This window comes from Streptomyces sp. NPDC025638, assembly GCF_055558775.1.
This window is the reverse complement of sequence record NZ_JBVHLX010000008.1, coordinates 21043-48027: the sequence shown is the minus strand read 5'-3', so window position 1 is coordinate 48027 and position 26985 is coordinate 21043. Positions and strand designations below refer to the sequence as shown.

The 26985-nt window shown below is 70.0% G+C and carries 22 protein-coding genes; 15 read left to right on the top strand and 7 right to left on the bottom strand.

Going from position 1 to position 26985, the window contains the following annotated elements:
- The first annotated feature begins 5 nt into the window (after positions 1-5).
- The 4 genes from secD to ACZ4EG_RS21360 all read left to right on the top strand — a co-directional run bounded on the left by secD (position 6) and on the right by ACZ4EG_RS21360 (position 6673).
- Positions 6-1784, top strand: a complete 1779-nt coding sequence (gene secD / locus ACZ4EG_RS21375; RefSeq protein WP_467791700.1) for a protein translocase subunit SecD — start codon at positions 6-8, stop codon at positions 1782-1784.
- 1 nt (position 1785) lies between these two features.
- Entirely contained in the window at positions 1786-2889 is a 1104-nt protein-coding gene (gene secF / locus ACZ4EG_RS21370) for a protein translocase subunit SecF (RefSeq protein ID WP_453549479.1), read from the top strand.
- On the top strand, positions 2886-3425 hold the full coding sequence (locus ACZ4EG_RS21365; protein WP_453549477.1) for an adenine phosphoribosyltransferase: 540 nt from the start codon (positions 2886-2888) through the stop codon (positions 3423-3425). Before secF ends, ACZ4EG_RS21365 begins: the two co-directional genes overlap by 4 nt.
- 719 nt (positions 3426-4144) lie before the next feature.
- Positions 4145-6673 (top strand): RelA/SpoT family protein, encoded by a 2529-nt coding sequence (locus ACZ4EG_RS21360; protein WP_467791699.1) that lies wholly within the window; start codon positions 4145-4147, stop codon positions 6671-6673.
- Between the two features lie 122 nt (positions 6674-6795).
- Here the strand turns inward: ACZ4EG_RS21360 and ACZ4EG_RS21355 are convergent, their stop codons facing one another.
- A complete protein-coding gene (locus tag ACZ4EG_RS21355) occupies positions 6796-8025 on the bottom strand; it encodes a DUF349 domain-containing protein (RefSeq protein WP_453549472.1) in 1230 nt (409 codons plus the stop codon).
- 144 nt (positions 8026-8169) lie between these two features.
- Positions 8170-8991: a peptidylprolyl isomerase gene (locus ACZ4EG_RS21350; RefSeq protein WP_467791698.1), complete on the bottom strand. Its 822-nt coding sequence runs from the start codon at positions 8989-8991 to the stop codon at positions 8170-8172.
- Positions 8992-9158: 167 nt separating this feature from the next.
- On the opposite strand from ACZ4EG_RS21350, the gene ACZ4EG_RS21345 reads away from it, so the two are divergent.
- Both ACZ4EG_RS21345 and hisS read left to right on the top strand, forming a co-directional pair.
- A complete protein-coding gene (locus ACZ4EG_RS21345) occupies positions 9159-9869 on the top strand; it encodes an MBL fold metallo-hydrolase (RefSeq protein WP_467791697.1) in 711 nt (236 codons plus the stop codon).
- 11 nt (positions 9870-9880) lie between these two features.
- Entirely contained in the window at positions 9881-11143 is a 1263-nt protein-coding gene (gene hisS / locus ACZ4EG_RS21340) for a histidine--tRNA ligase (RefSeq protein ID WP_453549467.1), read from the top strand.
- 65 nt (positions 11144-11208) lie between these two features.
- Here the strand turns inward: hisS and ACZ4EG_RS21335 are convergent, their stop codons facing one another.
- Genes ACZ4EG_RS21335 through ACZ4EG_RS21320 form a run of 4 tightly spaced genes read right to left on the bottom strand, consistent with a single transcriptional unit; the run spans position 11209 to position 14745 of the window.
- Positions 11209-11835 (bottom strand): response regulator, encoded by a 627-nt coding sequence (locus ACZ4EG_RS21335; protein ID WP_467791696.1) that lies wholly within the window; start codon positions 11833-11835, stop codon positions 11209-11211.
- Complete coding sequence (locus ACZ4EG_RS21330; RefSeq protein ID WP_467791695.1) at positions 11832-13040, bottom strand: sensor histidine kinase; 1209 nt, start codon at positions 13038-13040, stop codon at positions 11832-11834. The genes ACZ4EG_RS21335 and ACZ4EG_RS21330 overlap by 4 nt, the downstream gene beginning before the upstream one ends.
- Complete coding sequence (locus ACZ4EG_RS21325; RefSeq protein ID WP_467791694.1) at positions 13037-13882, bottom strand: ABC transporter permease; 846 nt, start codon at positions 13880-13882, stop codon at positions 13037-13039. Before ACZ4EG_RS21325 ends, ACZ4EG_RS21330 begins: the two co-directional genes overlap by 4 nt.
- Positions 13879-14745 carry an ABC transporter ATP-binding protein gene (locus ACZ4EG_RS21320; protein WP_453549458.1) on the bottom strand — a complete coding sequence of 289 codons (867 nt, stop codon included), beginning with the start codon at positions 14743-14745 and terminating at the stop codon, positions 13879-13881. The genes ACZ4EG_RS21325 and ACZ4EG_RS21320 overlap by 4 nt, the downstream gene beginning before the upstream one ends.
- Positions 14746-14890: 145 nt before the next feature.
- On the opposite strand from ACZ4EG_RS21320, the gene ACZ4EG_RS21315 reads away from it, so the two are divergent.
- The 3 genes from ACZ4EG_RS21315 (at position 14891) to rpsD (ending at position 17857) form a co-directional block, all read left to right on the top strand.
- Positions 14891-15541, top strand: a complete 651-nt coding sequence (locus ACZ4EG_RS21315; protein WP_467791693.1) for a vitamin K epoxide reductase family protein — start codon at positions 14891-14893, stop codon at positions 15539-15541.
- Between the two features lie 43 nt (positions 15542-15584).
- On the top strand, positions 15585-16940 hold the full coding sequence (locus ACZ4EG_RS21310; protein WP_453549453.1) for a replication-associated recombination protein A: 1356 nt from the start codon (positions 15585-15587) through the stop codon (positions 16938-16940).
- 302 nt (positions 16941-17242) lie between these two features.
- The gene (rpsD, locus tag ACZ4EG_RS21305; RefSeq protein ID WP_014671539.1) at positions 17243-17857 is read left to right on the top strand and encodes a 30S ribosomal protein S4; all 615 of its coding nucleotides are present in this window, start codon (positions 17243-17245) and stop codon (positions 17855-17857) included.
- Between the two features lie 21 nt (positions 17858-17878).
- On the opposite strand, the gene ACZ4EG_RS21300 is transcribed toward rpsD, so the two are convergent.
- Positions 17879-20044, bottom strand: a complete 2166-nt coding sequence (locus ACZ4EG_RS21300; RefSeq protein WP_467791692.1) for an ATP-binding protein — start codon at positions 20042-20044, stop codon at positions 17879-17881.
- A 163-nt stretch (positions 20045-20207) separates the two neighbouring features.
- Between ACZ4EG_RS21300 and ACZ4EG_RS21295 the strand changes: the two genes are divergently transcribed.
- The 6 genes from ACZ4EG_RS21295 to ACZ4EG_RS21270 all read left to right on the top strand — a co-directional run bounded on the left by ACZ4EG_RS21295 (position 20208) and on the right by ACZ4EG_RS21270 (position 26914).
- Positions 20208-20651 carry a DUF948 domain-containing protein gene (locus ACZ4EG_RS21295; RefSeq protein WP_263216346.1) on the top strand — a complete coding sequence of 148 codons (444 nt, stop codon included), beginning with the start codon at positions 20208-20210 and terminating at the stop codon, positions 20649-20651.
- 9 nt (positions 20652-20660) lie between these two features.
- Positions 20661-21008: a hypothetical protein gene (locus tag ACZ4EG_RS21290; protein WP_453549448.1), complete on the top strand. Its 348-nt coding sequence runs from the start codon at positions 20661-20663 to the stop codon at positions 21006-21008.
- On the top strand, positions 21008-23680 hold the full coding sequence (gene alaS, locus ACZ4EG_RS21285; RefSeq protein WP_467791691.1) for an alanine--tRNA ligase: 2673 nt from the start codon (positions 21008-21010) through the stop codon (positions 23678-23680). Before ACZ4EG_RS21290 ends, alaS begins: the two co-directional genes overlap by 1 nt.
- 14 nt (positions 23681-23694) lie before the next feature.
- Positions 23695-24159 carry a Holliday junction resolvase RuvX gene (ruvX, locus tag ACZ4EG_RS21280; RefSeq protein WP_362584756.1) on the top strand — a complete coding sequence of 155 codons (465 nt, stop codon included), beginning with the start codon at positions 23695-23697 and terminating at the stop codon, positions 24157-24159.
- 123 nt (positions 24160-24282) lie between these two features.
- On the top strand, positions 24283-25992 hold the full coding sequence (gene mltG, locus ACZ4EG_RS21275; RefSeq protein WP_467791690.1) for an endolytic transglycosylase MltG: 1710 nt from the start codon (positions 24283-24285) through the stop codon (positions 25990-25992).
- A gap of 82 nt (positions 25993-26074) precedes the next feature.
- On the top strand, positions 26075-26914 hold the full coding sequence (locus ACZ4EG_RS21270) for a shikimate dehydrogenase (protein ID WP_467791689.1): 840 nt from the start codon (positions 26075-26077) through the stop codon (positions 26912-26914).
- The last annotated feature ends 71 nt before the right edge of the window (positions 26915-26985 follow it).

Genomic DNA, 26985 nt, shown 5'->3' with positions numbered 1-26985 from the left:
AGAAGGTGGCAGCACCTAAGAGGGGCCGGAGCGCGAGCGCCCAGAGCAAGCCGGGGCGCTCGCTGGCCCTCATCCTGATCGCCATCGCGGCGCTGACCGGCGGCATGTTCGCCACCGGGCACACCACCCCGCGTCTGGGCATCGACCTTGCCGGCGGCACGAGCATCACGCTCAAGGCCAAGGCCGACCAGGGGTCCGCGATCAACAAGGCCAACATGGACACCGCGGTCGACATCATGAACCGCCGTGTCAACGGCCTGGGCGTCTCCGAGGCGGAGGTGCAGACCCAGGGAACCGACAACATCATCGTCAACATCCCCAGGGGCACCAACTCCAAGGAGGCCCAGGAACAGGTCGGCACCACCGCGAAGCTGTACTTCCGGCCCGTCCTGGCCAGCGAGGCCAGCGTTCCGGCGTCGGCGAGCCCCTCGCCGAGCGCCTCCTCCAGCGGCAGCTCCTCGCCGAGCCCGTCGAGCAGCGCGTCCTCGAACGAGAAGGCGTCCTCGTCCTCCTCCGCGTCCCCGACGGCCACCGCCACCTCGCAGGGCCGCGCGGTCACCGACGCCCTCAAGGACGACGCCACGCCGTCCTCCTCCGCGTCCGGGAGCGCCACGTCCTCCGCGAGCCCGTCCGCCTCCTCCAGCGGCGGCGCCGACGCCGCGGCGGCCGCGAAGCTCCAGGCCGAGTACGCCGCCCTGGACTGCTCCAAGCCCACCGTCCGTGCCACCGCCGGCAAGAAGGCCAAGCCCGGTGAGCCCACGGTGGCCTGCGGCGAGAACAACAAGGTCTGGTACAAGTACCTGCTCGGCCCGGCCGCCGTGGACGGCACCGAGGTCAAGAAGGCCCAGGCCGTGTACGACACGCAGGGCGCCTCCGGCTGGCAGGTCCAGATGAACTTCAACGGCAGCGGTGCCAAGAAGTTCGCGGACATCACCGACGAGCTGTCCAAGAAGCAGCAGCCGCAGAACGAGTTCGGCATCGTCCTCGACGGCGAGGTCGTCTCCAGCCCGTACGTCCAGCAGTCCATCACCGGCGGCCAGGCGGAGATCTCCGGCAGCTTCACGCAGCAGGAGGCCCAGAGCCTCGCCAACATGCTGTCGTACGGCGCGCTCCCGCTGTCCTTCCAGGAGCAGAGCGTCACCACCGTGACCGCCGCGCTCGGTGGCGACCAGCTGCACGCCGGTCTGCTCGCCGGCGCGATCGGCCTCGCGCTGGTCGTGATCTACCTGGTGGTCTACTACCGCGGTCTGTCGCTCGTCGCGATGGCCTCGCTGCTGATCTCCGCCGTCCTCACCTACGTGCTCATGGCGCTGCTCGGCCCGGCCATCGGCTTCGCGCTGAACCTGCCCGCGGTCTGTGGCGCCATCGTGGCCATCGGTATCACCGCGGACTCGTTCATCGTGTACTTCGAACGCATCCGGGACGAGATCCGCGAGGGCCGCTCGCTGCGACCCGCCGTCGAGCGGGCCTGGCCGCGTGCCCGGCGCACCATCCTGGTCTCCGACTTCGTGTCGTTCCTCGCCGCCGCGGTGCTGTTCATCGTCACCGTCGGCAAGGTCCAGGGCTTCGCGTTCACGCTGGGTCTGACCACCGTGCTCGACGTGGTCGTCGTCTTCTTCTTCACCAAGCCGCTGATGACGATCCTCGCCCGCCGCAAGTTCTTCGCGAGCGGCCACAAGTGGTCCGGCCTCGACCCGAAGAGCCTGGGTGCCAAGGCCCCGCTGCGCCGCACCCGCCGTCCCGCCGGTCCTGCCGCCGGCCCTGTCGACCCGAAGGAAGCGTGAGATGTCGAAACTCGGCAACCTCGGCGCCCGACTGCACCGTGGTGAGGTCAGCTACGACTTCATCGGCCACCGCAAGCTCTGGTACGGCATCTCCATCCTGATCACCATCACGGCCATCGTCGGCCTGGCGGTGCGCGGTCTGAACATGGGCATCGAGTTCCAGGGCGGAGCGGTCTTCACGACGCCCAAGGGAATGCACGTCTCGGTGACCCAGGCGGAGGAGTACGCGAAGGACGCCTCCGGCCATGCGGCGATCGTGCAGAAGCTCGGCGACGGCAGCATGCGCATCCAGATCGCCGGCATCGAGACCAACAAGTCCGACCAGGTCAAGCAGACGCTGGCCAAGGACCTGAGCATCGACCCGGAGAAGCTCGCGGCCGACCTGGTCGGCCCCAGCTGGGGCGAGCAGATCGCCTCCAAGGCCTGGCAGGGCCTGGCGATCTTCATGGTCCTCGTCGTGATCTATCTGGCGATCGCCTTCGAGTGGCGCATGGCCGTCGCGGCACTCGTCGCGCTGATCCACGACATCACGATCACGACCGGTATCTACGCCCTGGTCGGCTTCGAGGTCACCCCGGGTACGGTCATCGGTCTGCTGACGATCCTCGGTTACTCGCTCTACGACACGGTCGTCGTCTTCGACAGCCTCAAGGAGCAGACGAAGGACATCACCAAGCAGACCCGCTTCACCTACAGCGACATCGCCAATCAGTCGATCAACGGCACCCTGGTCCGTTCGATCAACACCACGGTGGTCGCGCTGCTGCCGGTGGCGGGCCTGCTGTTCATCGGTGGCGGTTTCCTCGGCGCCGGCACGCTCAACGACATCTCACTGTCGCTGTTCGTCGGCCTCGCGGCAGGTGCGTACTCCTCGATCTTCATCGCCACGCCGCTCGTCGCCGACCTCAAGGAGCGCGAGCCGCAGATGAAGGCCCTCCGCAAGCGTGTCCTGGCCAAGCGGGCCCAGGCCGCCGCGGAGGAGGAGGCAGCGGAGAACCGGGCCGCGGGTGAGCCGGAGGACGCCGCGGCCGCCGTGGTCGGCCCCCGCGGCCAGTCCGCGTCCCGCAGCCGGGGCCGTGGGCGAGCCTCGGGGAAGCGCCGATGACGGGCATCGAGGAACTGCTGCTCAGCCGTATCCGCGAGGTGGCCGACTACCCGGAGCCGGGGGTGATGTTCAAGGACATCACCCCGCTCCTGGCGGACCCGGCGGCGTTCACCGCGCTCACCGACGCGCTGGCGCAGATCGCCGGGAACACCGGTGCCACCAAGATCGTCGGCCTGGAGGCCCGTGGCTTCATCCTCGGCGCTCCGGTCGCCGTCCGCGCGGGCCTCGGGTTCATCCCCGTGCGCAAGGCGGGCAAGCTTCCCGGTGCCACGCTGCGCCAGGCGTACGACCTGGAGTACGGCTCGGCGGAGATCGAGGTGCACGCGGAGGACCTCACGTCCGGCGACCGTGTGCTGATCGTCGACGACGTGCTGGCCACCGGCGGCACGGCCGAGGCCGCGATCCAGCTCATCCACCGGGCGGGTGCCGAGGTGGCGGGCGTCGCGGTCCTGATGGAACTCGGCTTCCTCGACGGCCGCGCCCGCCTGGAAGCGCCCCTGAACGGCTCTCCCCTGGAGGCTCTCCTCAGGCTCTGAACACCACAGACCCAACCGAACGGCCGCCCCGGAACCCGGGGCGGCCGTCGGCGTTCGGCCATGCTGTCCCTCGGCAGCACCGTGACGACTCCCACAGGCAACCACGGCAGCCCTCGCAAACCTTCCGCAACCCCCAGGCCACCCGCCGACCGCCGTAGGGCGGCCCGCGGGGGTCCAGCGGCGGCCTGTCGCTTGCGCGTCGACGGAGTCGGCTTCGCCCTCGGTGGGGCTGCCGCACGGCTTCCGCAGCAGGTCCGGCGGCAGCCTTTCGTGCGGGTGTTCGCGAGGTCGGCGTCGTTTCTGGGGCGGGCTGCCGCAAGCCTGTGCCTGCGGGAGTCGGCTTCGGTCCCGGGTGGCTGCCGTAAGGCGCTTGCAACCCGCGCAGGTCGGCCGACCGTCCGCAGGTGGTCCGGGTGGGTCCGGTGGCGGCCTTTCGTGCGAGTGTCCGCGGAGTCGGCGTCGTTCCTGGGGCGGGCTGCCGCAAGCCTCGGTTCGCGGGAATCGGCTTCGCTCGCGGCGGCTGGCGCAAGGCTCTCGCAACCACCGGGACATCCGCCGACCACCCGCGCGCCGCCCCTGTGGAATCCGGCGGCAGCCTCTGGTGTTTCTCTGGTAGTCGGTCCTCACATCGGCCTGAAGGCGATGCTTGGGCTGAGGATCGCTACCATGGGGTCTCCGGAGCCTGACCGGGGGACCCGGATCGCGCACGAGGAGTCCTCTTGCCAGACGAGGCCCAGCACCTGACCGCCGCCAAGGCCGAGTCCGCCTCGGCGCCGGCGGCCAAGCCCGCGCCGCACGCGAAGAACGACACCCGCGGGACGGTCGAGCACGCCCAGTCCACGCCCGTCGAGAAGCCTGCAGCGACCTCGCGCCCCAAGCCGGCCCCGCCCGAGCGCTCCGCGCAGCCCCCCGTGGTCCGTCCCTCCGCGGGCCAGCCCGCCCGCTCCGGCTCCTCCAACCGCGTCCGCGCCCGCCTCGCCCGCCTCGGCGTCCAGCGCGCGAACCCGTACAACCCGGTTCTCGAACCGCTGCTGCGGATAGTGCGCAGCAACGACCCCAAGATCGAGAACGCCACGCTCCGCCAGATCGAAAGCGCCTACCAGGTCGCCGAGCGCTGGCACCGCGGCCAGAAGCGCAAGAGCGGCGACCCGTACATCACCCACCCGCTCGCGGTGACCACGATCCTCGCCGAGCTGGGCATGGACCCGGCCACCCTCATGGCGGGCCTGCTGCACGACACCGTCGAGGACACCGAGTACGGCCTCGACCAGCTCCGCCGTGACTTCGGCGACACCGTCGCCCTCCTCGTCGACGGCGTCACCAAGCTGGACAAGGTGAAGTTCGGCGAGGCCGCGCAGGCCGAGACCGTGCGCAAGATGGTCGTCGCCATGGCCAAGGACCCGCGCGTCCTGGTCATCAAGCTCGCCGACCGCCTGCACAACATGCGCACCATGCGTTACCTCAAGCGCGAGAAGCAGGAGAAGAAGGCGCGCGAGACCCTTGAGATCTACGCGCCGCTCGCCCATCGCCTCGGCATGAACACCATCAAGTGGGAACTGGAGGACCTCGCGTTCGCGATCCTCTACCCCAAGATGTACGACGAGATCGTACGGCTGGTGGCCGAGCGGGCACCGAAGCGTGACGAGTATCTGGCCATAGTGACCGACGAGGTCCAGGCCGATCTGCGCGCCGCCCGCATCAAGGCGACGGTCACCGGCCGCCCGAAGCACTACTACAGCGTCTACCAGAAGATGATCGTCCGCGGCCGGGACTTCGCGGAGATCTACGACCTGGTGGGGATTCGTGTACTTGTCGACACCGTCCGCGACTGCTACGCGGCCCTCGGCACCGTGCACGCGCGATGGAACCCGGTCCCCGGCCGGTTCAAGGACTACATCGCGATGCCCAAGTTCAACATGTACCAGTCGCTGCACACGACGGTGATCGGCCCCAACGGCAAGCCCGTCGAACTCCAGATCCGCACGTTCGACATGCACCGCCGCGCCGAGTACGGCATCGCCGCGCACTGGAAGTACAAGCAGGAGGCCGTCGCCGGCGCCTCCAAGGTCCGTACGGACGCGCCCAGGACGTCCGGCAAGGACAAGGACGCCATCAACGACATGGCGTGGCTGCGGCAGTTGCTGGACTGGCAGAAGGAGACGGAGGACCCCAGCGAGTTCCTGGAGTCGCTGCGCTTCGACCTGTCCCGCAACGAGGTCTTCGTCTTCACCCCCAAAGGCGATGTCATAGCGTTGCCGGCCGGGGCCACCCCGGTCGACTTCGCCTACGCGGTCCACACCGAGGTCGGCCACCGCACCATAGGAGCACGGGTCAACGGCCGGCTCGTACCGCTCGAATCCACCCTGGACAACGGCGACTTGGTGGAGGTCTTCACCTCCAAGGCACCCGGTGCGGGCCCGTCCCGCGACTGGCTCGGCTTCGTCAAGTCGCCGCGCGCCCGCAACAAGATCCGGGCCTGGTTCTCCAAGGAACGCCGCGACGAGGCGATCGAGCAGGGCAAGGACGCCATCGTCCGCGCGATGCGCAAGCAGAACCTGCCGATCCAGCGCATCCTCACCGGTGACTCGCTCGTGACGCTCGCCCACGAGATGCGCTACTCGGACATCTCCGCGCTGTACGCGGCGATCGGCGAGGGCCATGTCTCCGCGCAGAACATCGTGCAGAAACTCGTCCAGGCCCTCGGCGGCGAGGAGGCCGCCACCGAGGAGATCGACGAGGCCGTACCGCCCACGCGCACCCGTGGCCGCAAGCGCCGCTCCAGCGCCGACCCGGGCGTCGTGGTCAAGGGCGTCGACGACGTGTGGGTCAAGCTGGCCCGCTGCTGTACGCCCGTACCCGGCGACCCGATCATCGGCTTCGTCACACGCGGTAGCGGCGTATCGGTTCACCGCAGCGACTGCGTCAACGTGGAGTCACTGTCCCGCGAACCCGAGCGCATCCTCGACGTCGAGTGGGCGCCCACCCAGTCCTCGGTCTTCCTGGTCGCCATCCAGGTCGAGGCGCTGGACCGCTCCCGGCTCCTGTCGGACGTCACCCGCGTCCTGTCGGACCAGCACGTCAACATCCTCTCCGCGGCCGTCCAGACCTCCCGCGACCGCGTCGCCACCTCCCGCTTCACCTTCGAGATGGGCGACCCGAAGCACCTCGGACACGTCCTGAAGGCCGTGCGGGGCGTGGAGGGCGTGTACGACGTCTACCGCGTGACCTCGGCGCGCAACCGGTCATGACCACCGCATCGCGGTAGCGCGGCGCACAGGCGCACACCGCGTCGCACCGGCGCATACGACGAGAGGGCCCCGTACATGGCGTACGGGGCCCTCTCGCATGCGTAAGGCGTTGTCGCGGCCCGTCAGCCGCCGAACTCCTGCAGACCCTTCAGAGCCTGGTCCAGGAGCGCCTGGCGGCCCTCCAGCTCCTTTTCGAGCTTGTCGGCCCTGGACGTGTTGCCCTGGGCGCGCGCCTGCTCGATCTGGCCCCTCAGCTTGTCCACGGCCGCCTGCAGCTGACCGGTCAGACCCTCGGCACGCGCGCGTGCCTCCGGGTTCGTCCGGCGCCACTCGGCCTCCTCGGCCTCCTGGATGGCCCGGTCGACCGTGTGCATCCGGCCCTCGATCTTCGGACGCGCGTCACGCGGCACATGGCCGATGGCCTCCCAGCGCTCGTTGATCGAGCGGAAGGCGGCCCGGGCGGCCTTCAGGTCCGTGATCGGAAGGAGCTTCTCGGCCTCCTCGGCCAGCTCCTCCTTCAGCTTCAGGTTCTCCGACTGCTCCGCGTCCCGCTCGGCGAAGACCGAGCTGCGGGCGGCGAAGAAGACGTCCTGGGCGCCGCGGAAGCGGTTCCACAGATCGTCCTCGTGCTCGCGCTGGGCGCGGCCCGCGGCCTTCCACTCCGCCATCAGCTCGCGGTAGCGGGCGGCCGTCGGACCCCAGTCCGTGGAGTCGGACAGCGCCTCGGCCTCGGCGACCAGCCTCTCCTTGGCCTTGCGGGCGTCCTCGCGCTGCGCGTCGAGCTGCGCGAAGTGGGCCTTGCGGCGCTTGGAGAACGCCGAGCGGGCGTGCGAGAAGCGGTGCCACAGCTCGTCGTCGGACTTGCGGTCCAGCCGGGGCAGCCCCTTCCAGGTGTCCACCAGCGCACGCAGCCGCTCGCCGGCCGCCCGCCACTGGTCGGACTGGGCCAGCTGCTCCGCCTCGGTGACCAGGTCCTCCTTGGCCTTGCGGGCCTCGTCGGACTGCTTCGCACGCTGCGCCTTGCGCTCCTCGCGGCGCGCGTCGACGGTCGCCACCAGCTTGTCCAGCCGCGCCCGCAGCGCGTCCAGGTCGCCCACCGCGTGGTGCGCCTCGATCTGCTCCCGCAGGTGGCCGATGGCCGTCTGGGCGTCCTTCGCCGACAGGTCGGTGGTCTGCACTCGCTTTTCGAGGAGGCCGATCTCGACAACCAGGCCCTCGTACTTGCGCTCGAAGTAGGCCAGCGCCTCCTCGGGGGAGCCGGCCTGCCAGGAACCGACGACCTGCTCGCCGTCGGCCGTACGCACGTACACGGTCCCCGTCTCGTCGACGCGGCCCCACGGGTCGCTGCTCACAGCGCCTCCTCCACATGATGCCTGCGAGGAGCCTTCGCGCCCCCGGGCATCGTCCACAGTTTCGTCACGGCCAACATAGGCGACCGGCGGGTTGCCTGTCCGCATCCCGCGCGACCGAAATTCCGCAGCTGGCCGTCATGCTCGTCAGGATTTTGTGACCGTCGCCTTGTTGATGACGACCGTCGCGTTCGGGGCTCCGTCACCGGCGCCCGTGTTCTCGCCCGCGGTGGCGATCTTCTTCAGCACCTTCAGGCCCGCCGCGTCGACAGTACCGAACGGTGCGTAGCTGGGCGGCAACTGGGAGTCCGCGTACACCAGGAAGAACTGGCTGCCGCCGGTGTGCTTCTGGCCGGTGTTCGCCATCGCGACCGTGCCCGCCGGGTAGACGTTGCCCTTCAGGCTGCTGTCCTTCAGGTTCTCGTCCGGGATCGTGTAGCCGGGACCGCCGCTGCCGGTGCCCGTCGGGTCGCCGCACTGGAGCACGTAGATGCCGTTGGTGGTGAGCCGGTGGCACTTGGTGTGGTCGAAGTAGCCCTGGCCGGCGAGGAAGTTGAACGAGTTCACGGTGTGCGGCGCCGCGGACGCCTTCATCGCGACGTCGATGTCACCGCACGTCGTCGCCAGCTTCATCGTGTACTTGGCCGACTTGTCGATCGTGACCGTCGGCTCCTTCTTCCAGCTGAGCTTCTTCACGGAGCCCGCGGCGGCCTTCTCGCACGGGTCCGGCGCCTTGCTGGGGGCCGAGGCGCTGGGCGTGACGTCCGCGCTCGCGTTGGTCTTGTCGTCGTCGTTCTTGAGTACCCCGGTCGTGTACAGGGCGACACTGCCGATGACGACCACGCCGAGCACCGACGCGATCACGGAGTTGCGCATGCGTGCCTTGCGCCGCGCGCTCGTGCGCCGCTGCTGCTGCCGCAAGAACTTCTCCCGGGCGAGCTGACGCTTCCGCTGTTCCTGGCTGACCACCGGGTTCTCTCCTCATGAGTGTCGTGTGTCGACCGGTACGCGTGCGCCCTGTGAGCCGACCGCAGCGTGTAGCCCCGTACCGTATATGGGTTCGCTGAGGAATCGGCAGCGCCGGTAGGCTCTGCAGCAGCATCAGCCTGCCCGTATCGACACAACGAAGGACGATCGTGCTCATTGCCGGGTTCCCCGCCGGGGCCTGGGGGACGAACTGTTATCTCGTCGCCCCCGCCGCCGGTGAGGAGTGCGTGATCATCGACCCGGGCCACCAGGCCGCCCAAGGAGTCGAGGAAGCGCTCAGGAAGCATCGGCTCAAGCCCGTCGCCGTCGTCCTCACCCATGGCCACATCGACCACGTGGCCTCGGTCGTCCCGGTGTGCGGCGCGCACGACGTACCCGCGTGGATCCACCCCGAGGACCGGTACATGATGAGCGACCCCGGTAAGGCGCTCGGCCGTTCCATCGGCATGCCGCTCATCGGCGAGCTGACCGTGGGGGAGCCCGACGACGTCAAGGAGCTGACCGACGGCGCCCGGCTGGAACTGGCGGGTCTGGAACTCTCCGTCGCGCATGCGCCCGGCCATACCAAGGGGTCGGTGACCTTCCAGATGCCTGAGACCGCGGACATCCCGTCGGTCTTCTTCTCGGGCGATCTGCTCTTCGCCGGCTCCATCGGACGCACCGACCTGCCCGGCGGTGACATGGCCGAGATGCTCGACTCGCTGGCCCGCGTGTGCCTGCCGCTCGACGACTCGACCGTGGTGCTGTCCGGCCACGGCCCCCAGACGACCATCGGCCAGGAGCGCGCCACCAACCCGTATCTGCGGCAGGTGGCCGCCGGCCCGGGAGCGAATGTCGACGCTCCCCGACGAGGAATGTGACGAGACCTTCCGTGAGCACCTTCAAGGCCCCCAAGGGCACGTACGACCTGATCCCGCCGGATTCCGCCAAGTACCTCGCTGTGCGCGAGGCGATCGCCGCGCCCCTGCGCAACTCCGGCTACGGCTACATCGAGACGCCCGGCTTCGAGAGCGTGGAGCTCTTCGCGCGCGGTGTCGGCGAGTCGACCGACATCGTGACGAAGGAGATGTACGCCTTCGAGACCAAGGGCGGCGACCGGCTCGCCCTGCGCCCCGAGGGCACGGCCTCCGTACTGCGCGCGGCGCTGGAGGCCAACCTGCACAAGGCGGGCAACCTCCCGGTCAAGCTCTGGTACTCGGGCTCGTACTACCGCTACGAGCGCCCCCAGAAGGGCCGCTACAGGCACTTCTCCCAGGTCGGCGCCGAGGCGATCGGCGCGGAGGACCCGGCGCTGGACGCCGAGCTGATCATCCTGGCCGACCAGGCGTACCGCTCGCTGGGCCTGCGGAACTTCCGCATCCTGCTGAACAGCCTGGGCGACAAGGAGTGCCGGCCGGTGTACCGGGCCGCGCTGGTGGACTTCCTGCGGGGCCTGGACCTGGACGAGGACACGCGCCGCCGCGTCGACATCAACCCGCTCCGGGTGCTCGACGACAAGCGTGAGTCGGTCCAGAAGCAGCTGGGCGACGCGCCCCTCCTGCGGGACTACCTCTGCGACGCCTGCAAGGCGTACCACGAGGAGGTCCGTGAGTTGATCACGGCGGCGGGCGTGGCCTTCGAGGACGACCCGAAGCTGGTGCGCGGCCTGGACTACTACACCCGTACGACCTTCGAGTTCGTCCACGACGGTCTGGGCTCCCAGTCCGCGGTGGGCGGCGGCGGCCGCTACGACGGCCTGTCGGAGATGATCGGCGGTCCGGCGCTGCCGTCCGTGGGCTGGGCGCTGGGTGTCGACCGGACGGTCCTGGCCCTGGCGGCGGAGGGCGTCGAGCTCGACCTCCCGTCCTCGACCTCGGTCTTCGCGGTCCCGCTCAGTGAGGACGCCCGTCGGTTGCTCTTCGCGAAGGTCACGGAGCTGCGCAGGCTCGGTGTCGCGGCCGACTTCTCCTACGGCGTGAAGGGGCTCAAGAGCGCGATGAAGAGCGCCAACCGCAGCGGGGCCCGCTACGCGCTCATCGCCGGCGAACGCGACCTCGTCGAGGGCGTCGTCCAGCTCAAGGACATGGAGTCCGGCGAGCAGACGGCGATCGGCGTGAACGAGATCGTGGCGGAGCTGGAGTCGAGGCTCGGCTAGTACAGCGAGCGGCTGGGCCGGCAGTAACGCACCAAGGGGCGCCGGGGAATCCGGCGCCCCTTCGCTCACTGGTCGAGCAGCCCGTGCCGCATCGCGCAGGTGACCGCCGCCGTCCGGTCGTCCACGCCCAACTTGCCGAAGACGCGCAGCAGATGGGTCTTCACCGTCGACTCCCCGATGAACAGACGACGTCCGATCTCGGCATTGGTGCAGCCTTCCGCGACCAACCGCAGCACCGCCCTCTCCCGCTCCGACAGCCGCGGCCGTTCCGGCCTGGCGCGGAGCTGGTCCACCAGACGGGCCGCGACCGACGGTGCCAGTACGGTCTCGCCCCGGGCCGCGGCCCGTACCGAGTCGGCGAGTTGGCCGCGGGGCAGGTCCTTCAGCAGATAGCCCGCCGCCCCCGCCTCCACGGCCCGCAGGATGTCGCGGTCGGTCTCGTACGTGGTGAGCACGATCACCCGGCACGGCAGCCCGGCTTCGCTCATCCGCAGGATGGAGTCGACGCCGTCACCGCCCGGCATCCGCAGGTCCATCAGCACGATGTCGGGCCGGAGTTCGGCCGCCAGTGCCTCGGCCTGCGGGCCGCTGGTCGCGTCGGCCACCACTTCCAGGTCCGGCTCGGCACTCAGCATGGCGCGCAGCCCCTCGCGGACGACGGGATGGTCGTCGGCCAGGACGATCCGGATCACGGGGTCTCACTCCTCACGGTGGCGGCGGGGACGGGCAGTCGTACGGTCACGGTCGTGCCGTCGCCGGGCGTGCTGCACACCGAGGCCGTCCCGCCCACCTCGGCGACCCGGGCGCGCAGCCCCGCCAGACCGTAGCCGCCGGACACCGTGACCGGGTCGAAGCCGCAGCCGTCGTCGCGCACGGAGACGGTCACCGTCGCGTCGGCGTACGACAGCCGGATGCCGACCGCCGCCGAACTCCCCGCGTGCTTGCGGGCGTTCGCCAGCGCCTCCTGGCAGGAGCGCAGCGCCACCACCTCCGGGGCGGCCGGCAGCGCCCGCACCGGACCGGTCACCTTCAGTGTCGCCCCGTGCCGTGCCGCCAGTCTGCCCAGCGCGTCGGGGAGGGAGGCGCCATCGAGGTCGGCGGGTGCGCCGCCGGCCACCAGGGCGCGGGCCTCGGCGAGGTTCTGGCGGGCCGTCTCGTCCATCAGCGCCAGATGGCGGCGGGCCTGCGGGAGATCGTCCTCCAGCTCGGCCTCGACCGCCTGCACCAGCATCAGCAGGCTGGTGAAGCCCTGAGCGAGGGTGTCGTGTATCTCACGGGCCATGCGCTCGCGCTCGGCGAGTGCGCCGTGCGCGGCCGACAGCCGGGAGATCTCGTGCCGGCTCGCGTCCAGTTCCGCGATCAGCTCGGCCCGTTCCTCGCTCTGCTCGATGATCCGGATGATCCAGCTGCCGACCGCCACCGAGAACACGAGCGTGACCACGGCGAACAGCGCGTTGGCGAACAGATCGGTGGCGTCGGGCCGCCACACCAGCGCCCAGCCCACCACCGGCACCAGGTTGATCACGGTCACCGCGGCCAGGGCGGCGCGCATGCGCAGCGCCATGAAGCACTGGGGGACGAGGGCGAACGCCATCAGCCGCGTCTCGCCGACCAGCACCGCCGACGGCAGGAACAGCGCGATCGCCCCCGAGAGATAGCGCAGCATCCGCCGCTCGCCCGGCTCCTCCGCCAGGAGCAGGGGACGGCCCACCGCGGCGTACCACGGCACCAGCGGTACGAGCAGCGCGGCGGCGACGGCCCGGACGGTCCACCACGGATGCGCCGCCGCGAGGACGAAGGCCAGTGTGGCTGCCCAGGCGACCGCGAAGTACGCGTCCCAGAGCCCGATCGCGCGGTCCCAGACGTCCGCGCCGCGCGCCGCGCTCCAGCGGGTCATCCCTCGCGCCGGTTCTTCCACCGGAAAGTGAGCAGACACAGCGCCAATCCTCCGACGCACCAGGCGGCCAGCACCAGTGCGATGCGCCCGAACTCCCAGCTCCCCGCCTGTTCGAGGACGCGCGCGGAGTCCGGCAGGAACACCCCGCGCAGCCCCTGGCACAGCCACTTCAGCGGGAACAGGGCGCCGATGTCCAGCATCCAGTCGGGGATGGTGCCGATGGAGATGTAGACGCCGGAGATGAACTGGAGGACGAGGAAGGGCAGTACGACGACGGAGCTCGCGCTCTTGCCCGACTTGGGCACCGAACTGATGGCGATCCCGAGCAGCGCGCAGCCGGTCATACCGAGCACGAAGATCCATGCGAAGTCGAACCAGCGGTCCGCGTCCGACGGCAGGTCGACGCCGTAGAACGTGGTGCCGACGAGCAGGAGGATCGCGGTCTCCAGCACGCCGGTGAACAGAACCAGCCAGATCTTCCCCAGGAAGTACGACGCCGGCGGCATCGGAGTGCCGCGCAGCCGGCGCAGCACCTTCTCGTCCCGCTCGATGGCGATCGAGATGCCCAGCGACTGGAAGCTGGTCGACATGATCCCCGAGGCCATCATCGCCGGGACGTACAACTGGGAGGCGGTGACGCCGCTACCGCGCACGTCGTCGTGGAAGATCGAGGCGAAGAGGAACAGGAAGACGACCGGGAAGGAGAAGGTGAAGACCACCTGCTCGCGCTGCCGGAAGAACTGCTTGATCTCCAGCGCGCCCCGGTGCAGTCCGAGGGCCCAGGCTCCGGGCAGGCGCACGGCGGCGGGTTCCGTCCGGGTGGGTACGGCGGTCGTGGTCATCGCGCTGTCTCCTGTCCGGTCAGCCGCAGGTAGACGTCCTCCAGCGTCGGGCGGCTCACCCTGAGGCCCGGTATCTCGCCGTCGAAGCGGTGCATGAGCCCGGCGACGGTCTTCGTCGGGGTGTCCGTGTGCTCCGCGCGCGTGGAGCCGTCGGGGTCCGTCCACTCGACGGTGGCGCCGGTGCCGTACCGCTCGCGGAGCCCGACGGGTTCGCCCTCGGCGACGACCCGGCCCCGGGCGACGATCGCCAGCCGGTCCGCGAGCGCCTCGGCCTCCTCCAGATAGTGCGTGGTCAGCAGGATCGTGGTGCCCTCGTCGGCCAGCAGCCGGATGAGGTCCCAGAACTGCCGTCTGGCCGCCGGGTCGAAGCCGGTCGTCGGCTCGTCCAGGAGCAGCAGTTCGGGGTTGCCGATCACGCCGAGCGCCACGTCCAGACGGCGCCGCTGCCCGCCCGAGAGGGCCTTGATCCGGCTGTCCGCCTTCGCCTCCAGACCGACCAGTCCGATGACCTCCCGCGGATCGCGCGGCCTCGGGTAGTAGCGGGCGAAATGCCGTACGGTCTCGCGGACCGTCAACTCCGCGGGCGCCGATTCGTCCTGCCAGACGATTCCCACACGGGATCGCCACGCGCGCGTGCCCGTCGCCGGGTCCGCGCCCAGGACCGAGACCTCTCCCGCGTCCCGCGAGCGGTTGCCCTGGAGGATCTCCATCGTGGTGCTCTTGCCCGCACCATTGGGTCCCAGCAGGCCGAACACCTCACCCCGCCGGATGCCGAGATCGATTCCGTCCACCGCGGTCACGTCTCCGTACTGCTTGCGCAGCCCTCGTACGTGCACCGCGTGTTCGTTCGCGTGTGCTGTCATGCCGTCGAGCTTCGGCCGGAACCGAACGTTCGGGGACGACCGTGCGTACCTCCTTATGTCCACCGAACGGTGGACAGACGTGCTCGTGCGGCACAATGGCCCCTGCCCAAAGAATGTCCAACTCTCAAGCAGACGGATCGGCGTGATGAGCAAGACGACAGTCAAAGACGTCTCGACGGACCCCGCGCCCGAGCGTGCCACCGCGCGCACGGAGGGCGGCAGCCGCGCCTTCGCCCTGCTGCTGATCATCACCGGCGCCGCCGGTCTGCTCGCCGCCTGGGTCATCACGATCGACAAGTTCAAGATCCTTGAGGCCAAGGTCGCGGGCAAGACCTTCACCCCCGGGTGCAGCCTCAACCCGGTCGTCTCCTGCGGCAGCGTCATGGAGAGCAAGCAGGCCGCCGCCTTCGGCTTCCCCAACCCGATGCTCGGCCTGGTGGCCTACGGCATCGTGATCTGTGTCGGCATGAGCCTGCTGGCCCGGGCCCGCTTCCCGCGCTGGTACTGGCTGACGTTCAACTTCGGCACGCTCTTCGGCGTCGGCTTCGTCACCTGGCTGCAGTTCCAGTCCCTGTACCGGATCAACGCGCTGTGCCTGTGGTGCTCGCTGGCCTGGGTCGCCACGATCATCATGTTCTGGTACGCGACCTCGTTCAACGTCCGCAACGACTTCCTGCCGGCCCCGCGCTGGCTCAAGGGCTTCTTCGGCGAGTTCACCTGGGTGCTGCCGGTCCTGCACATCGGCATCATCGGCATGCTGATCCTGACCCGCTGGTGGGACTTCTGGACCGGCTGACGGACCGGACGGGATTGTCAGTGCCGTGTCTTAGGGTTTCAGCGTGGAACCCGACCTCTTCACCGCCGCGGCGGAAGAACGCCAGGAGAAGGACCCGGCAGGCAGCCCCCTGGCGGTGCGGATGCGCCCGCGCACCCTCGACGAGGTCGTGGGTCAGCAGCACCTGCTGAAGCCCGGCTCGCCCCTGCGCAGACTGGTCGGCGAGGGCAACGGCGGCCCGGCCGGACCGTCCTCGGTGATCCTCTGGGGGCCGCCCGGCACCGGCAAGACGACCCTCGCGTACGTCGTCTCCAAGGCCACCAACAAGCGGTTCGTGGAACTGTCCGCGATCACGGCGGGCGTCAAGGAGGTCCGCGCGGTCATCGACGGCGCCCGCCGCGCCACCGGTGGATACGGCAAGGAGACCGTCCTCTTCCTCGACGAGATCCACCGCTTCAGCAAGGCCCAGCAGGACTCCCTGCTCCCGGCGGTGGAGAACCGCTGGGTCACCCTGATCGCGGCGACCACCGAGAACCCGTACTTCTCGGTGATCTCCCCGCTGCTGTCCCGCTCCCTGCTGCTGACCCTCGAACCCCTCACGGACGACGACGTACGCGGCCTGCTGCGCCGCGCGCTGAGCGACGAACGCGGTCTGAAGGACGCCGTCACCCTGCCCGAGGACACCGAGGACCACCTCCTGCGGATCGCCGGCGGCGACGCCCGCCGTGCCCTGACCGCCCTGGAGGCCGCCGCCGGGGCCGCGCTCGACAAGGGCGAGACGGAGATCGCCCTGGCCACGCTGGAGGAGACGGTCGACCGGGCCGCGGTGAAGTACGACCGCGACGGCGACCAGCACTACGACGTCGCGAGTGCCCTCATCAAGTCGATCCGCGGCTCCGACGTCGACGCGGCCCTGCACTACCTGGCCCGGATGATCGAGGCGGGCGAGGACCCCCGCTTCATCGCCCGCCGCCTGATGATCTCCGCCAGCGAGGACATCGGCCTCGCCGACCCGAACGCGCTGCCGACAGCGGTCGCGGCCGCGCAGGCCGTGGCCATGATCGGCTTCCCGGAGGCCGCCCTCATCCTCAGCCACGCCACCATCGCCCTCGCCCTGGCCCCCAAGTCCAACTCCGCGACCACCGCGATCGGCGCCGCCCTGGAGGACGTACGCAAGGGACTGGCCGGTCAGGTGCCCCCGCATCTGCGCGACGGGCATTACAGGGGCGCCGCCAAGCTCGGCCATGCGCAGGGGTACGTCTATCCGCACGACCTGCCCGAGGGCATCGCCGAGCAGCAGTACGCCCCGGACCCGATCAAGGACCGCGAGTACTACACCCCGACCCGGCACGGCGCCGAGGCGCGCTACGCGGACGCGGTCGAGTGGACCAGGAAGCACCTCGGTCGCAGGCGGTCCTGAGCAGCCTGTAGAATTCCTGGAGCGCTGAGTCCCGCGCTGTCAGAGCGGGACAACCAGCCGGAGCCCGGTTCCTCGTGGACCGGCTCCAGGAGCGTCGCGCACCGTCGAAGGTGTCGCGGGCAGCCCACCACCACCCGGAGCTCCGGGAGCGGTCGGTGGGCCACTCGCGTGCTGCACGTATGTGCCCAGACCAGGGGAGCGGCTGCCCGGCAGGTCCCAGGTGGACCCGGCGGGTTTCCCCGGCTGCGGATGCGACCTCCCTCAACCCTGACGAGCCGAATATCAGAAGGAAGAAAGAGACAGTGGCGAACCAGTCCCGCCCCAAGGTCAAGAAGTCGCGTGCCCTCGGCATCGCGCTGACCCCGAAGGCCGTCAAGTACTTCGAGGCCCGCCCCTACCCGCCGGGTGAGCACGGCCGTGGCCGCAAGCAGAACTCGGACTACAAGGTCCGTCTGCTGGAGAAGCAGCGTCTGCGCGCGCAGTACGACATCTCCGAGCGCCAGCTGGTCCGCGCCTACGAGCGCGCCTCCAAGGTTCAGGGCAAGACCGGTGAGGCCCTGATCGTCGAGCTGGAGCGCCGCCTCGACGCGCTGGTCCTGCGTTCGGGCATCGCCCGCACGATCTACCAGGCCCGCCAGATGGTCGTCCACGGCCACATCCAGGTCAACGGCCAGAAGGTCGACAAGCCGTCCTTCCGTGTCCGTCCGGACGACGTCGTCCAGGTCCGCGACCGCTCCAAGGACAAGACGCTCTTCCAGATCGCCCGTGAGGGTGGCTTCGCCCCCGACGGTGAGACCCCCCGCTACCTGCAGGTGAACCTCAAGGCCCTGGCGTTCCGCCTGGACCGCGAGCCGAACCGCAAGGAAGTTCCGGTCATCTGCGACGAGCAGCTCGTCGTCGAGTACTACGCCCGCTGATCACCAGCCGGACGTAGTACCTCAGCCCGCCGTCTCCCCGCCCTTCCGGGTGGGCGAGGCGGCGGGCTTTCGCATGTCCGACGCTTCCGGGGCGTGCCGCTCCGGTCCGCGCGGCGACGGCAGGGCGTCCAGCGGGCGCACGCCGTGCCGCCCCAGCGCCCGGGCCACCGCCGCCTCCCGGTCCAGCCGCGCTCCCTCCCGTGCGCACTCCTCGTACCGCTCGTCGCCCAGCGCTTCCCGGGCCGTCGCCTCGCACAGCTCGTGCGGGGCGTTGAAGTGGGCCGAGCCGAACAGCGGCAACCCCACCGACGGCCACAGCCGGCCCGCCGCGCCCTGCAGCACGGCCGCCTCACCGGGGTCGCCCAGCGTCGCCGTGACCAGGGCCAGCAGCTCGATCGACAGCACCGAGCCCAGCAGGTCGCGGAACGAGTGCGCATGGTCCAGGCTGTCCGCCAGCAGGTCCCGGGCCCGTGCCGGATCGCCGTCCCGCCAGGCCGCGTACGCCAGCACGTACAGCGCGTACGACCGGGCCCACCGCTCCCCGTGGTCGTCGCACACCTGGCGCACGTCCTCGCACAGCCGCACCGCGTCCGGCAGTTGCCCGCGAAACGCCCGCGCCATCGCCAGCTCGACCTGGGCCATCAGCACGTTGCTGTTGAGCTCGCCGATCTCCCGGTAGCGGGCCAGCGCCGAGCGCAGCAGCGTTTCTGCGCGTGCCATGTCGTCCGTGACCAGGGCCAGACAGCCGCTGCGGTGCTCCGCGTACGCCACCGCCCTCGCGTTCGCGGCCCGCTCCGCCTCTTCCCGGCACTCGCGCAGGGCGGCCAGCGCCGGAACCGGGTCGCCCTGCAGGATCGCGACATGAGCGAGCACCCACAGGGCCTTCAGCCGGGACTGCTCGTAGTCCGACTCCAGCTCCACGCTGCGCTCCAGCCAGCGCCGCCCCTCCGACAGCTGTCCGCAGCCGACCCAGTAGAACCACAGCGAACCCGCCAGGTACTGGCCCAGATGCGCGTCGTCGGACCCGGACAGGCAGTGTTCCAGGGCGATCCGCAGATTCGGCAGCTCGGCCTCGACGCGCGCGGCCACCTCGGCCTGCCGCGGCGAGAACCAGTCCAGTTCGCACCAGGTCGCCAGGCCCATGTACCAGTCGCGATGGCGCCGGCGCAGCCGCTCCGCGTCCCCCGTCGCCGCCAGCCAGTCGGCGCCATAGGCACGGACCGTGTCCAGCATGCGGTAGCGGACGCCCGCCGGGCTCTCCTCGCGCGAGACGACCGACTGCGTGAACAGCTCAGACAGCACGTCGAGGACGTCGTCGGCGGGCAGTCCGGCACCGCTGCACACATACTCGGCGGCCTCCAGGTCGAAGGTCTGGGCGAACACCGAGAGCCGCGCCCACAGCAGCCGCTCCGCGGGCGTGCAGAGCTCGTGGCTCCAGCCGATGGTCGTGCGCAGGGTCCGATGGCGGGGGAGGGCGTCCCGGCTCCCGCCGGTCAGCAACCGGAACCGGTCGTCGAGCCGCTCCAGCAGCCGGTCGGGCGGCAGGACCCGTAACCGCCCCGCGGCCAGCTCGACCGCCAGCGGGATCCCGTCCAGGCGGCGGCACAGCTCCCGCAGGTCCGCATCGTCCCGCGCCTCCACCCCCTGCCGGGCCGCCCGGTCCAGGAGCAGCTCGACCGCCTCGTCCTCACCGAGCGGAGCCAGCGGGAACAGCCGCTCACCCGCCACCGCCAGCGGCCGCCGCCCCACGGCGAGCACCCGCAGCCCCGGCACCCGCCGCAGCAGTTCGGTCACCAGCGCGGCGCACGCGTCCGCCAGATGCTCGAACCCGTCCAGAACCAGCAGGAGTTGGCGATGCGCGAGATGCTCAAGCAACGCCCGGCGCGGCGGCCGCGTGGTGTGGTCCGTCAGCCCCAGCGCCGCCACGACCGCATAGTCCACGAACTCCGGATCGTGCACCGGCGCCAGCTCCACGCGCCACACGCCGTCCCGCGGCGCCGATTCCGCGGCCGCCCGCGCCGCGAGCCGCGACTTGCCGACCCCGCCCGCACCGGTCACCGTCACCAGCCGCCCGGCCCGGAGTGCCCGGCTCAGCCCGGCGAGTTCGGCCGAGCGGCCCACGAAGGAGTCGAGCTCCAGGGGCAGATTGCCATCCGCCGAGGGACCCGGGCGCTGAGGAGCTCGCATGGGACACGGAGCGTACTGAACCGTGTTCGGTCCGTACAATCGCTTCGCGCAACTACGCCGCTCGCGGAAGGTAATCCGGTACGGAGCCCCATGCCCGGCGCGATAGGCTCGGTGCACTGCTTTTTTCATGGTTCCGATCTTCAGAGCACGTTTCAGAGAGCGGGTGCGCACGGTGTCCGGTGGAGAGGTGGCCGGGATCCTGGTGGCCGTCTTCTGGGCGATCCTGGTCTCCTTCCTCGCCGTCGCGCTGGCGAGGCTGGCCCAGACGCTCAAGGCGACCACCAAGCTCGTCGCGGACGTGACCGACCAGGCCGTGCCGCTGCTCGCCGACGCCTCGACGGCCGTGCGCTCGGCGCAGACGCAGATCGACCGGGTCGACGCGATCGCCTCCGACGTCCAGGAGGTCACGTCGAACGCCTCCGCGCTGTCGACCACCGTCGCCTCCACCTTCGGCGGCCCCCTGGTCAAGGTCGCGGCCTTCGGCTACGGCGTGCGCCGGGCGCTGGGGGGCCGCAAGGCGGACGTGCCCGTCAAGGAACCCAGGCGTACCGTGATCGTGGGCCGGACGGTCCCGGCCGCGCGGCGGGCGAAGCGGAAGAAGGACTGAGACCTAGCGATGTTCCGCCGTACGTTCTGGTTCACCACGGGTGTCGCCGCCGGTGTGTGGGCCACCACGAAGGTCAACCGCAAGCTCAAGCAGCTGACCCCCGAGAACCTCGCCGCGACCGCCGCGAACAAGGCGCTCGAGACGGGTCAGCGCCTCAAGGACCGCGCGGTCGGCTTCGCGCTCGACGTCCGCGACAACATGGCGCAGCGGGAGGCCGAGCTGGAGGAGGCCCTGGGCATCGACCAGAGCCCCCAACTCCCCGCGCCCCGGCGGTACACCGCCATCGAGAACAACCGCAGCAACCCGAAGTACATCGAGAACACGACGTACTCGCACAACCGGAATGAGGACCACTGATGGAGTCGGCCGAGATTCGCCGCCGCTGGCTGAGCTTCTTCGAGGAGCGCGGGCACACCGTCGTCCCTTCGGCGTCGCTCATCGCGGACGACCCGACTCTGCTCCTCGTTCCCGCCGGCATGGTGCCCTTCAAGCCCTACTTCCTGGGTGAGGTCAAGCCGCCGTACCCGCGCGCCACCAGCGTGCAGAAGTGCGTGCGCACGCCCGACATCGAAGAGGTCGGCAAGACCACCCGCCACGGCACGTTCTTCCAGATGTGCGGCAACTTCTCCTTCGGCGACTACTTCAAGGAAGGCGCCATCAAGCTCGCCTGGGAGCTGCTCACCGACCCTCAGGACAAGGGCGGTTACGGCCTCGACCCCGAGCGTCTGTGGATCACTGTCTACAAGGACGACGACGAGGCCGAGCGCATCTGGCACGAGGTCGTCGGTGTGCCCAAGGAGCGCATCCAGCGCCTCGGCATGAAGGACAACTACTGGTCCATGGGCGTCCCCGGACCCTGCGGCCCCTGTTCCGAGATCAACTACGACCGCGGCCCCGAGTTCGGCGTCGAGGGCGGCCCGGCCGTCAACGACGAGCGGTACGTGGAGATCTGGAACCTCGTCTTCATGCAGTACGAGCGCGGCGAGGGCACCGGCAAGGACAACTTCGAGATCCTCGGCGAGCTCCCGAGCAAGAACATCGACACGGGCCTCGGCCTGGAGCGTCTCGCCATGATTCTGCAGGGCGTGCAGAACATGTACGAGATCGACACCTCGATGGCCGTCATCAACAGGGCCACCGAGCTGACCGGTGTCGCCTACGGCGACGCCCACGACTCGGACGTGTCCCTGCGTGTGGTCACCGACCACATGCGCACCGCCACCATGCTCATCGGCGACGGCGTCACCCCCGGCAACGAGGGGCGTGGCTATGTCCTGCGCCGCATCATGCGCCGCGCCATCCGCAACATGCGGCTGCTGGGCGCCACCGGTCCGGTCGTCAAGGACCTGATCGAGGTCGTGATCGGCATGATGGGCCAGCAGTACCCGGAGCTGGTCACCGACCGCGAGCGCATCGAGAAGGTCGCCCTCGCCGAGGAGAACGCCTTCCTCAAGACGCTGAAGGCCGGCACCAACATCCTCGACACCGCCGTCACCGAGACCAAGCAGGCCGGCGGTACGGTCCTGGCCGGCGACAAGGCCTTCCTGCTCCACGACACCTGGGGCTTCCCGATCGACCTCACGCTTGAGATGGCCGCCGAGCAGGGCCTGTCGGTGGACGAGGAGGGCTTCCGCCGCCTGATGAAGGAGCAGCGGGAGCGCGCCAAGGCCGACGCCCAGGCCAAGAAGACCGGCCACGCCGACATGGGCGCCTACCGTGAGATCGCCGACAAGGCCGGTGCCACCGACTTCATCGGCTACTCGGACACCGAGGGCGAGACCACCGTCGTCGGCATCCTGGTCGACGGCGTCTCCTCCCCGGCCGCCACCGAGGGCGACGAGGTCGAGATCGTCCTCGACCGCACCCCCTTCTACGCCGAGGGCGGCGGTCAGATCGGTGACACCGGCCGTATCAAGGTGGACTCCGGTGCCGTCATCGAGGTCCGCGACACCCAGAAGCCGGTCCCGGGCGTGTACGTCCACAAGGGCGTCGTCCAGGTCGGCGAGGTGACCGTCGGCGCCAAGGCCCACGCCTCGATCGACCAGCGTCGCCGCAAGGCCATCGCCCGCGCCCACTCGGCCACCCACCTGACCCACCAGGCGCTGCGCGACGCCCTCGGCCCGACGGCCGCCCAGGCCGGTTCCGAGAACCAGCCCGGCCGCTTCCGCTTCGACTTCGGCTCCCCGTCGGCCGTTCCGACGGCCGTGATGACCGACGTCGAGCAGAAGATCAACGAGGTGCTCGCCCGCGACCTCGACGTGCACGCCGAGGTCATGGGCATCGACGAGGCCAAGAAGCAGGGCGCCATCGCCGAGTTCGGCGAGAAGTACGGCGAGCGGGTCCGCGTCGTGACCATCGGCGACTTCTCCAAGGAGCTGTGCGGCGGCACGCATGTACACAACACCGCCCAGCTGGGTCTGGTGAAACTGCTGGGCGAGTCGTCCATCGGCTCCGGTGTGCGCCGTATCGAGGCCCTCGTCGGTGTCGACGCCTACAACTTCCTCGCCCGCGAGCACACGGTCGTCGCCCAGCTCCAGGAGCTGATCAAGGGCCGCTCGGAGGAGCTTCCGGAGAAGGTCTCCGCCATGCTTGGCAAGCTGAAGGACGCCGAGAAGGAGATCGAGAAGTTCCGCGCCGAGAAGGTGCTGCAGGCCGCCGCCGGTCTCGTCGAGTCCGCCAGGGACATCAACGGCGTCGCCGTGGTCACCGGCCGGGTCCCGGACGACACCACGCCGGACGATCTGCGCAAGCTGGTCCTCGATGTGCGCGGCCGCATCCAGGGCGGCCGGGCCGCCGTGGTCGCCCTGTTCACGGTGAACAACGGCAAGCCGCTCACGGTCATCGCCACCAATGAGGCCGCCCGTGAGCGCGGTCTCAAGGCCGGTGACCTGGTCCGTACGGCCGCCAAGACGCTCGGCGGCGGCGGTGGCGGCAAGCCGGACGTCGCCCAGGGCGGCGGTCAGAACCCGGGCGCCGTCGGTGAGGCCGTGGACGCCGTCGAGCGTCTCGTCGCCGACACCGCCAAGTAAGGAAACGGTCGGAAATGCGTAGAGGGCGTCGACTTGCGATCGACGTCGGGGATGCCCGGATCGGGGTCGCCTCGTGCGACCCCGACGGGATCCTCGCCACTCCGGTGGAGACCGTTCCCGGGCGGGACATTCCGGCAGCTCACCGCAGGCTCAGGCAACTGGTCGAGGAGTACGAGCCGATCGAGGTCGTCGTCGGTCTGCCTCGCTCCCTCAAGGGGGGTGAGGGCCCGGCCGCGGTCAAGGTCCGCGCCTTCGCCCAGGAACTCGCCAAGGGCGTCAAACCGGTGCCGGTCCGCCTGGTCGACGAGCGGATGACTACGGTGACGGCCAGTCAGGGACTGCGCGCCTCCGGGGTGAAATCCAAGAAGGGCCGCTCCGTCATCGACCAGGCGGCCGCTGTGATCATCCTGCAGCAGGCACTGGAATCCGAACGGGTGTCAGGTAAACCACCCGGCGAGGGCGTCGAAGTGGTCATCTGATCGCGATACGGTAACGTTCCGCGCGATGCGATGGTGTTCGAACAGCCACCGCACAGCAAGAGGCGGAACGGATACCGGCCCCCGGGCCGTGTGTCGCCGCCGCCTCGCGGCTCTAGGGGATCGATGACTGAGTATGGCCGGGGCCCAGGCTCCGAACCGTGGCATCCGGAGGACCCGTTGTACGGGGACGTCGGATGGGAAGGGCAGCAGCAGGCCCACGTGGGCCAGCAGTCTGCCTACGGCGGCCAGCCGCAGCACTATCCGCAGCAGCCGCAGCAGGGTGGCTGGGGCCAGGGCCAGCAGGGCGAATACGGCCAGCAGCAGAACCAGTACTACGACGCTCAGGGTCGGCCCTACGGCCAGCAGCAGTACGCCGGTCAGCCACAGCAGCAGTACGCCACGCAGGCCCAGCCGCAGTACCAGCAGGGAGGCTGGGACGCGACCGGCACCCATGGACACGTCCCCTACGCCGCCGACCCGGGCGACCCGTACGGCCAGCAGCCCGTGGCGTACGGCGGGGAGCAGCCCGATCTCTACGGCACACCCGACGCGTATCCCCCGCCGGAGCCGCCCGGCCGCAGGCGTCCCGAACCGGAGCCGGAGACCGACTGGGACCCGGGCCCCGACCAGGGCGAGCATGCCTTCTTCTCGGACGACGATGACGAGGACGACCTCGACGACGACCCGAAGGGCCGGCGCGGGCGCGGTGACGGGAAGGGCAAAACGGCCAAGGGCGGCAAGGGCGCCAAGAAGAAACGGCGCAACGGCTGCGCCTGCATGGTGGTCGTCCTGGTGTTCGGTGGCGGCCTCGGCGCGGTCGGTTACTACGGGTATCAGTTCTACCAAAATCGTTTCGGCGCGGCCCCGGACTATGCGGGCAGCGGAAACGGCGAGCAGGTCGTGGTCGTCATCCCGAAGGGTGCCGGCGGCTGGGCGATCGGCCAGAAGCTGCAAGAGGCGGGCGTCGTCGAGAGCGCGGCCGCGTTCGTCTCCGCACAGCAGGCCAACCCCAAGAGCAAGTTCCTCCAGGACGGCGTCTACACGCTGGAGAAGCACATGTCCGCCGCGAGCGCGGTGGAACTGATGCTCAGCCCGAAGAGCCGCAGCAACATGATCATCGCCGAGGGCCGGCGCAACTCGGCGGTCTACAGCGAGATCGACCAGCGCCTCGGAGTGAAGGCGGGCACCACGGCCGCCGTCGCGAAGAAGGAGTACAAGCACTTCGGTCTGCCCGCCTGGGCGCTGAACCAGTCGAACCTCAAGGACCCGCTGGAAGGGTTCCTCTACCCCTCCAGCTACGCGGTCGCAAAGGGTCAGAAGCCCGAGGCCGTCCTCAAGAGCATGGTGTCCCAGGCCACCGCCACGTACCGGGAACTGGGCGTGGAGAAGAAGGCCAAGGCGCTCGGCCTCGACAGTCCGTGGCAGCTGCTCACCGTGGCGAGCCTGGTGCAGGCCGAGGGCACGAGCCACGACGACTTCCGCAAGATGGCCGAGGTCGTCTACAACCGCCTCAAGCCCGACAACCCGCAGACCTACGGGCGGCTGGAGTTCGACTCCACGTACAACTACGTGAAGAACCAGAGCAAGATCGACCTGAGCATCGCCGAGCTGCGCAGGTACAACAACCCGTACAACACCTACTACTCCAAGGGTCTGCCGCCGGGCCCGATCGACAACCCCGGCGAGGAGGCGCTCAGGGGCGCGCTCGCCCCGACGCACGACGGCTGGTACTACTTCATCTCGATGGACGGCAAGACCAGCAAGTTCACCAAGACGCTCGCGGAGCACGAGAAGCTGGTCAACCAGTGGAACGAGGCGCGGAAGAAGAGCTGACCATCTGCGTATGATCCGCACACACCGTCAGAGAGCAGCTCTTCGGTCGATGAGTGGCGATGTCCCGATATCCGAGGTTCCCATGACGTCAAGGGCAGTTGACGCCCGCCGTGCCGCCGTGCTCGGTTCGCCCATCGCCCACTCGCTCTCCCCGGTGCTGCACCGGGCCGCGTACGACGCTTTGGGTCTCACCGGGTGGTCGTACGACCGCTTCGAGGTCGACGAGGCCGGCCTGCCCGGTTTCCTGGAGGGGCTGGGCCCGGAGTGGGCGGGGCTGTCGCTGACCATGCCGCTGAAGCGGGCGGTCATCCCGCTGGTCGACGAGATCACCGAGACGGCCGCCTCCGTCGACGCGGTCAACACCGTCGTCTTCACCGAGGACGGCCGGCGCCTGGGGGACAACACCGACATCCCGGGTATCGTGGCCGCCCTTCGTGAGCACGGCATCGAACAGGTCGGCTCGGCGGCCATCCTCGGTGCGGGCGCCACCGCCTCCTCCGCCCTGGCCGCCCTGGCCCGCATCTGCACCGGCGAGGTCGTCGCCTACGTCCGCAGCGAGACCCGGGGCGCCGAGATGCGGCAGTGGGGCGAGCGGCTCGACATCGAGGTCCGTACGGCCGACTGGGCCGACGCGGCACAGGCACTGCGCGCGCCCCTCGTGATCGCCACCACCCCCGCCGGCGCCACCGACGCGCTGGCCACCGCCGTACCCGAGCGGCCCGCCACCCTCTTCGACGTGCTCTACAACCCCTGGCCCACCGACCTCGCCGCCCGCTGGTCGATGTTCGGCGGGGCCGTCGTCAGCGGCCTGGACCTGCTGGTGCACCAGGCCGTGCTCCAGGTGGAGCAGATGACCGGGCGTGCGCCGGGCCCGCTGGACGCCATGCGCCGGGCCGGGGAGAAGGCGCTCGCCGAGCGCTGACTTCCCGTTTCCCTCCCGACGCGCGTCCGCTTGCTGGACCGGCGGCCGGACAGCGCCTCGGACGTGGGAGG

What these genes read in the sequence shown, in the direction of transcription:
- secF (WP_453549479.1), top strand. Translation starts at nt 1,786, where the DNA reads ATGTCGAAACTCGGCAACCTCGGCGCCCGACTGCACCGTGGTGAGGTC.
- ACZ4EG_RS21365 (WP_453549477.1), top strand. Translation starts at nt 2,886, where the DNA reads ATGACGGGCATCGAGGAACTGCTGCTCAGCCGTATCCGCGAGGTGGCC.
- ACZ4EG_RS21330 (WP_467791695.1), bottom strand. Translation starts at nt 13,040, where the DNA reads ATGACCCGCTGGAGCGCGGCGCGCGGCGCGGACGTCTGGGACCGCGCG.
- ACZ4EG_RS21325 (WP_467791694.1), bottom strand. Translation starts at nt 13,882, where the DNA reads ATGACCACGACCGCCGTACCCACCCGGACGGAACCCGCCGCCGTGCGC.
- ACZ4EG_RS21320 (WP_453549458.1), bottom strand. Translation starts at nt 14,745, where the DNA reads ATGACAGCACACGCGAACGAACACGCGGTGCACGTACGAGGGCTGCGC.
- ACZ4EG_RS21315 (WP_467791693.1), top strand. Translation starts at nt 14,891, where the DNA reads ATGAGCAAGACGACAGTCAAAGACGTCTCGACGGACCCCGCGCCCGAG.
- ACZ4EG_RS21300 (WP_467791692.1), bottom strand. Translation starts at nt 20,044, where the DNA reads ATGCGAGCTCCTCAGCGCCCGGGTCCCTCGGCGGATGGCAATCTGCCC.
- ACZ4EG_RS21290 (WP_453549448.1), top strand. Translation starts at nt 20,661, where the DNA reads ATGTTCCGCCGTACGTTCTGGTTCACCACGGGTGTCGCCGCCGGTGTG.
- alaS (WP_467791691.1), top strand. Translation starts at nt 21,008, where the DNA reads ATGGAGTCGGCCGAGATTCGCCGCCGCTGGCTGAGCTTCTTCGAGGAG.
- ruvX (WP_362584756.1), top strand. Translation starts at nt 23,695, where the DNA reads ATGCGTAGAGGGCGTCGACTTGCGATCGACGTCGGGGATGCCCGGATC.
- mltG (WP_467791690.1), top strand. Translation starts at nt 24,283, where the DNA reads ATGACTGAGTATGGCCGGGGCCCAGGCTCCGAACCGTGGCATCCGGAG.
- ACZ4EG_RS21270 (WP_467791689.1), top strand. Translation starts at nt 26,075, where the DNA reads ATGACGTCAAGGGCAGTTGACGCCCGCCGTGCCGCCGTGCTCGGTTCG.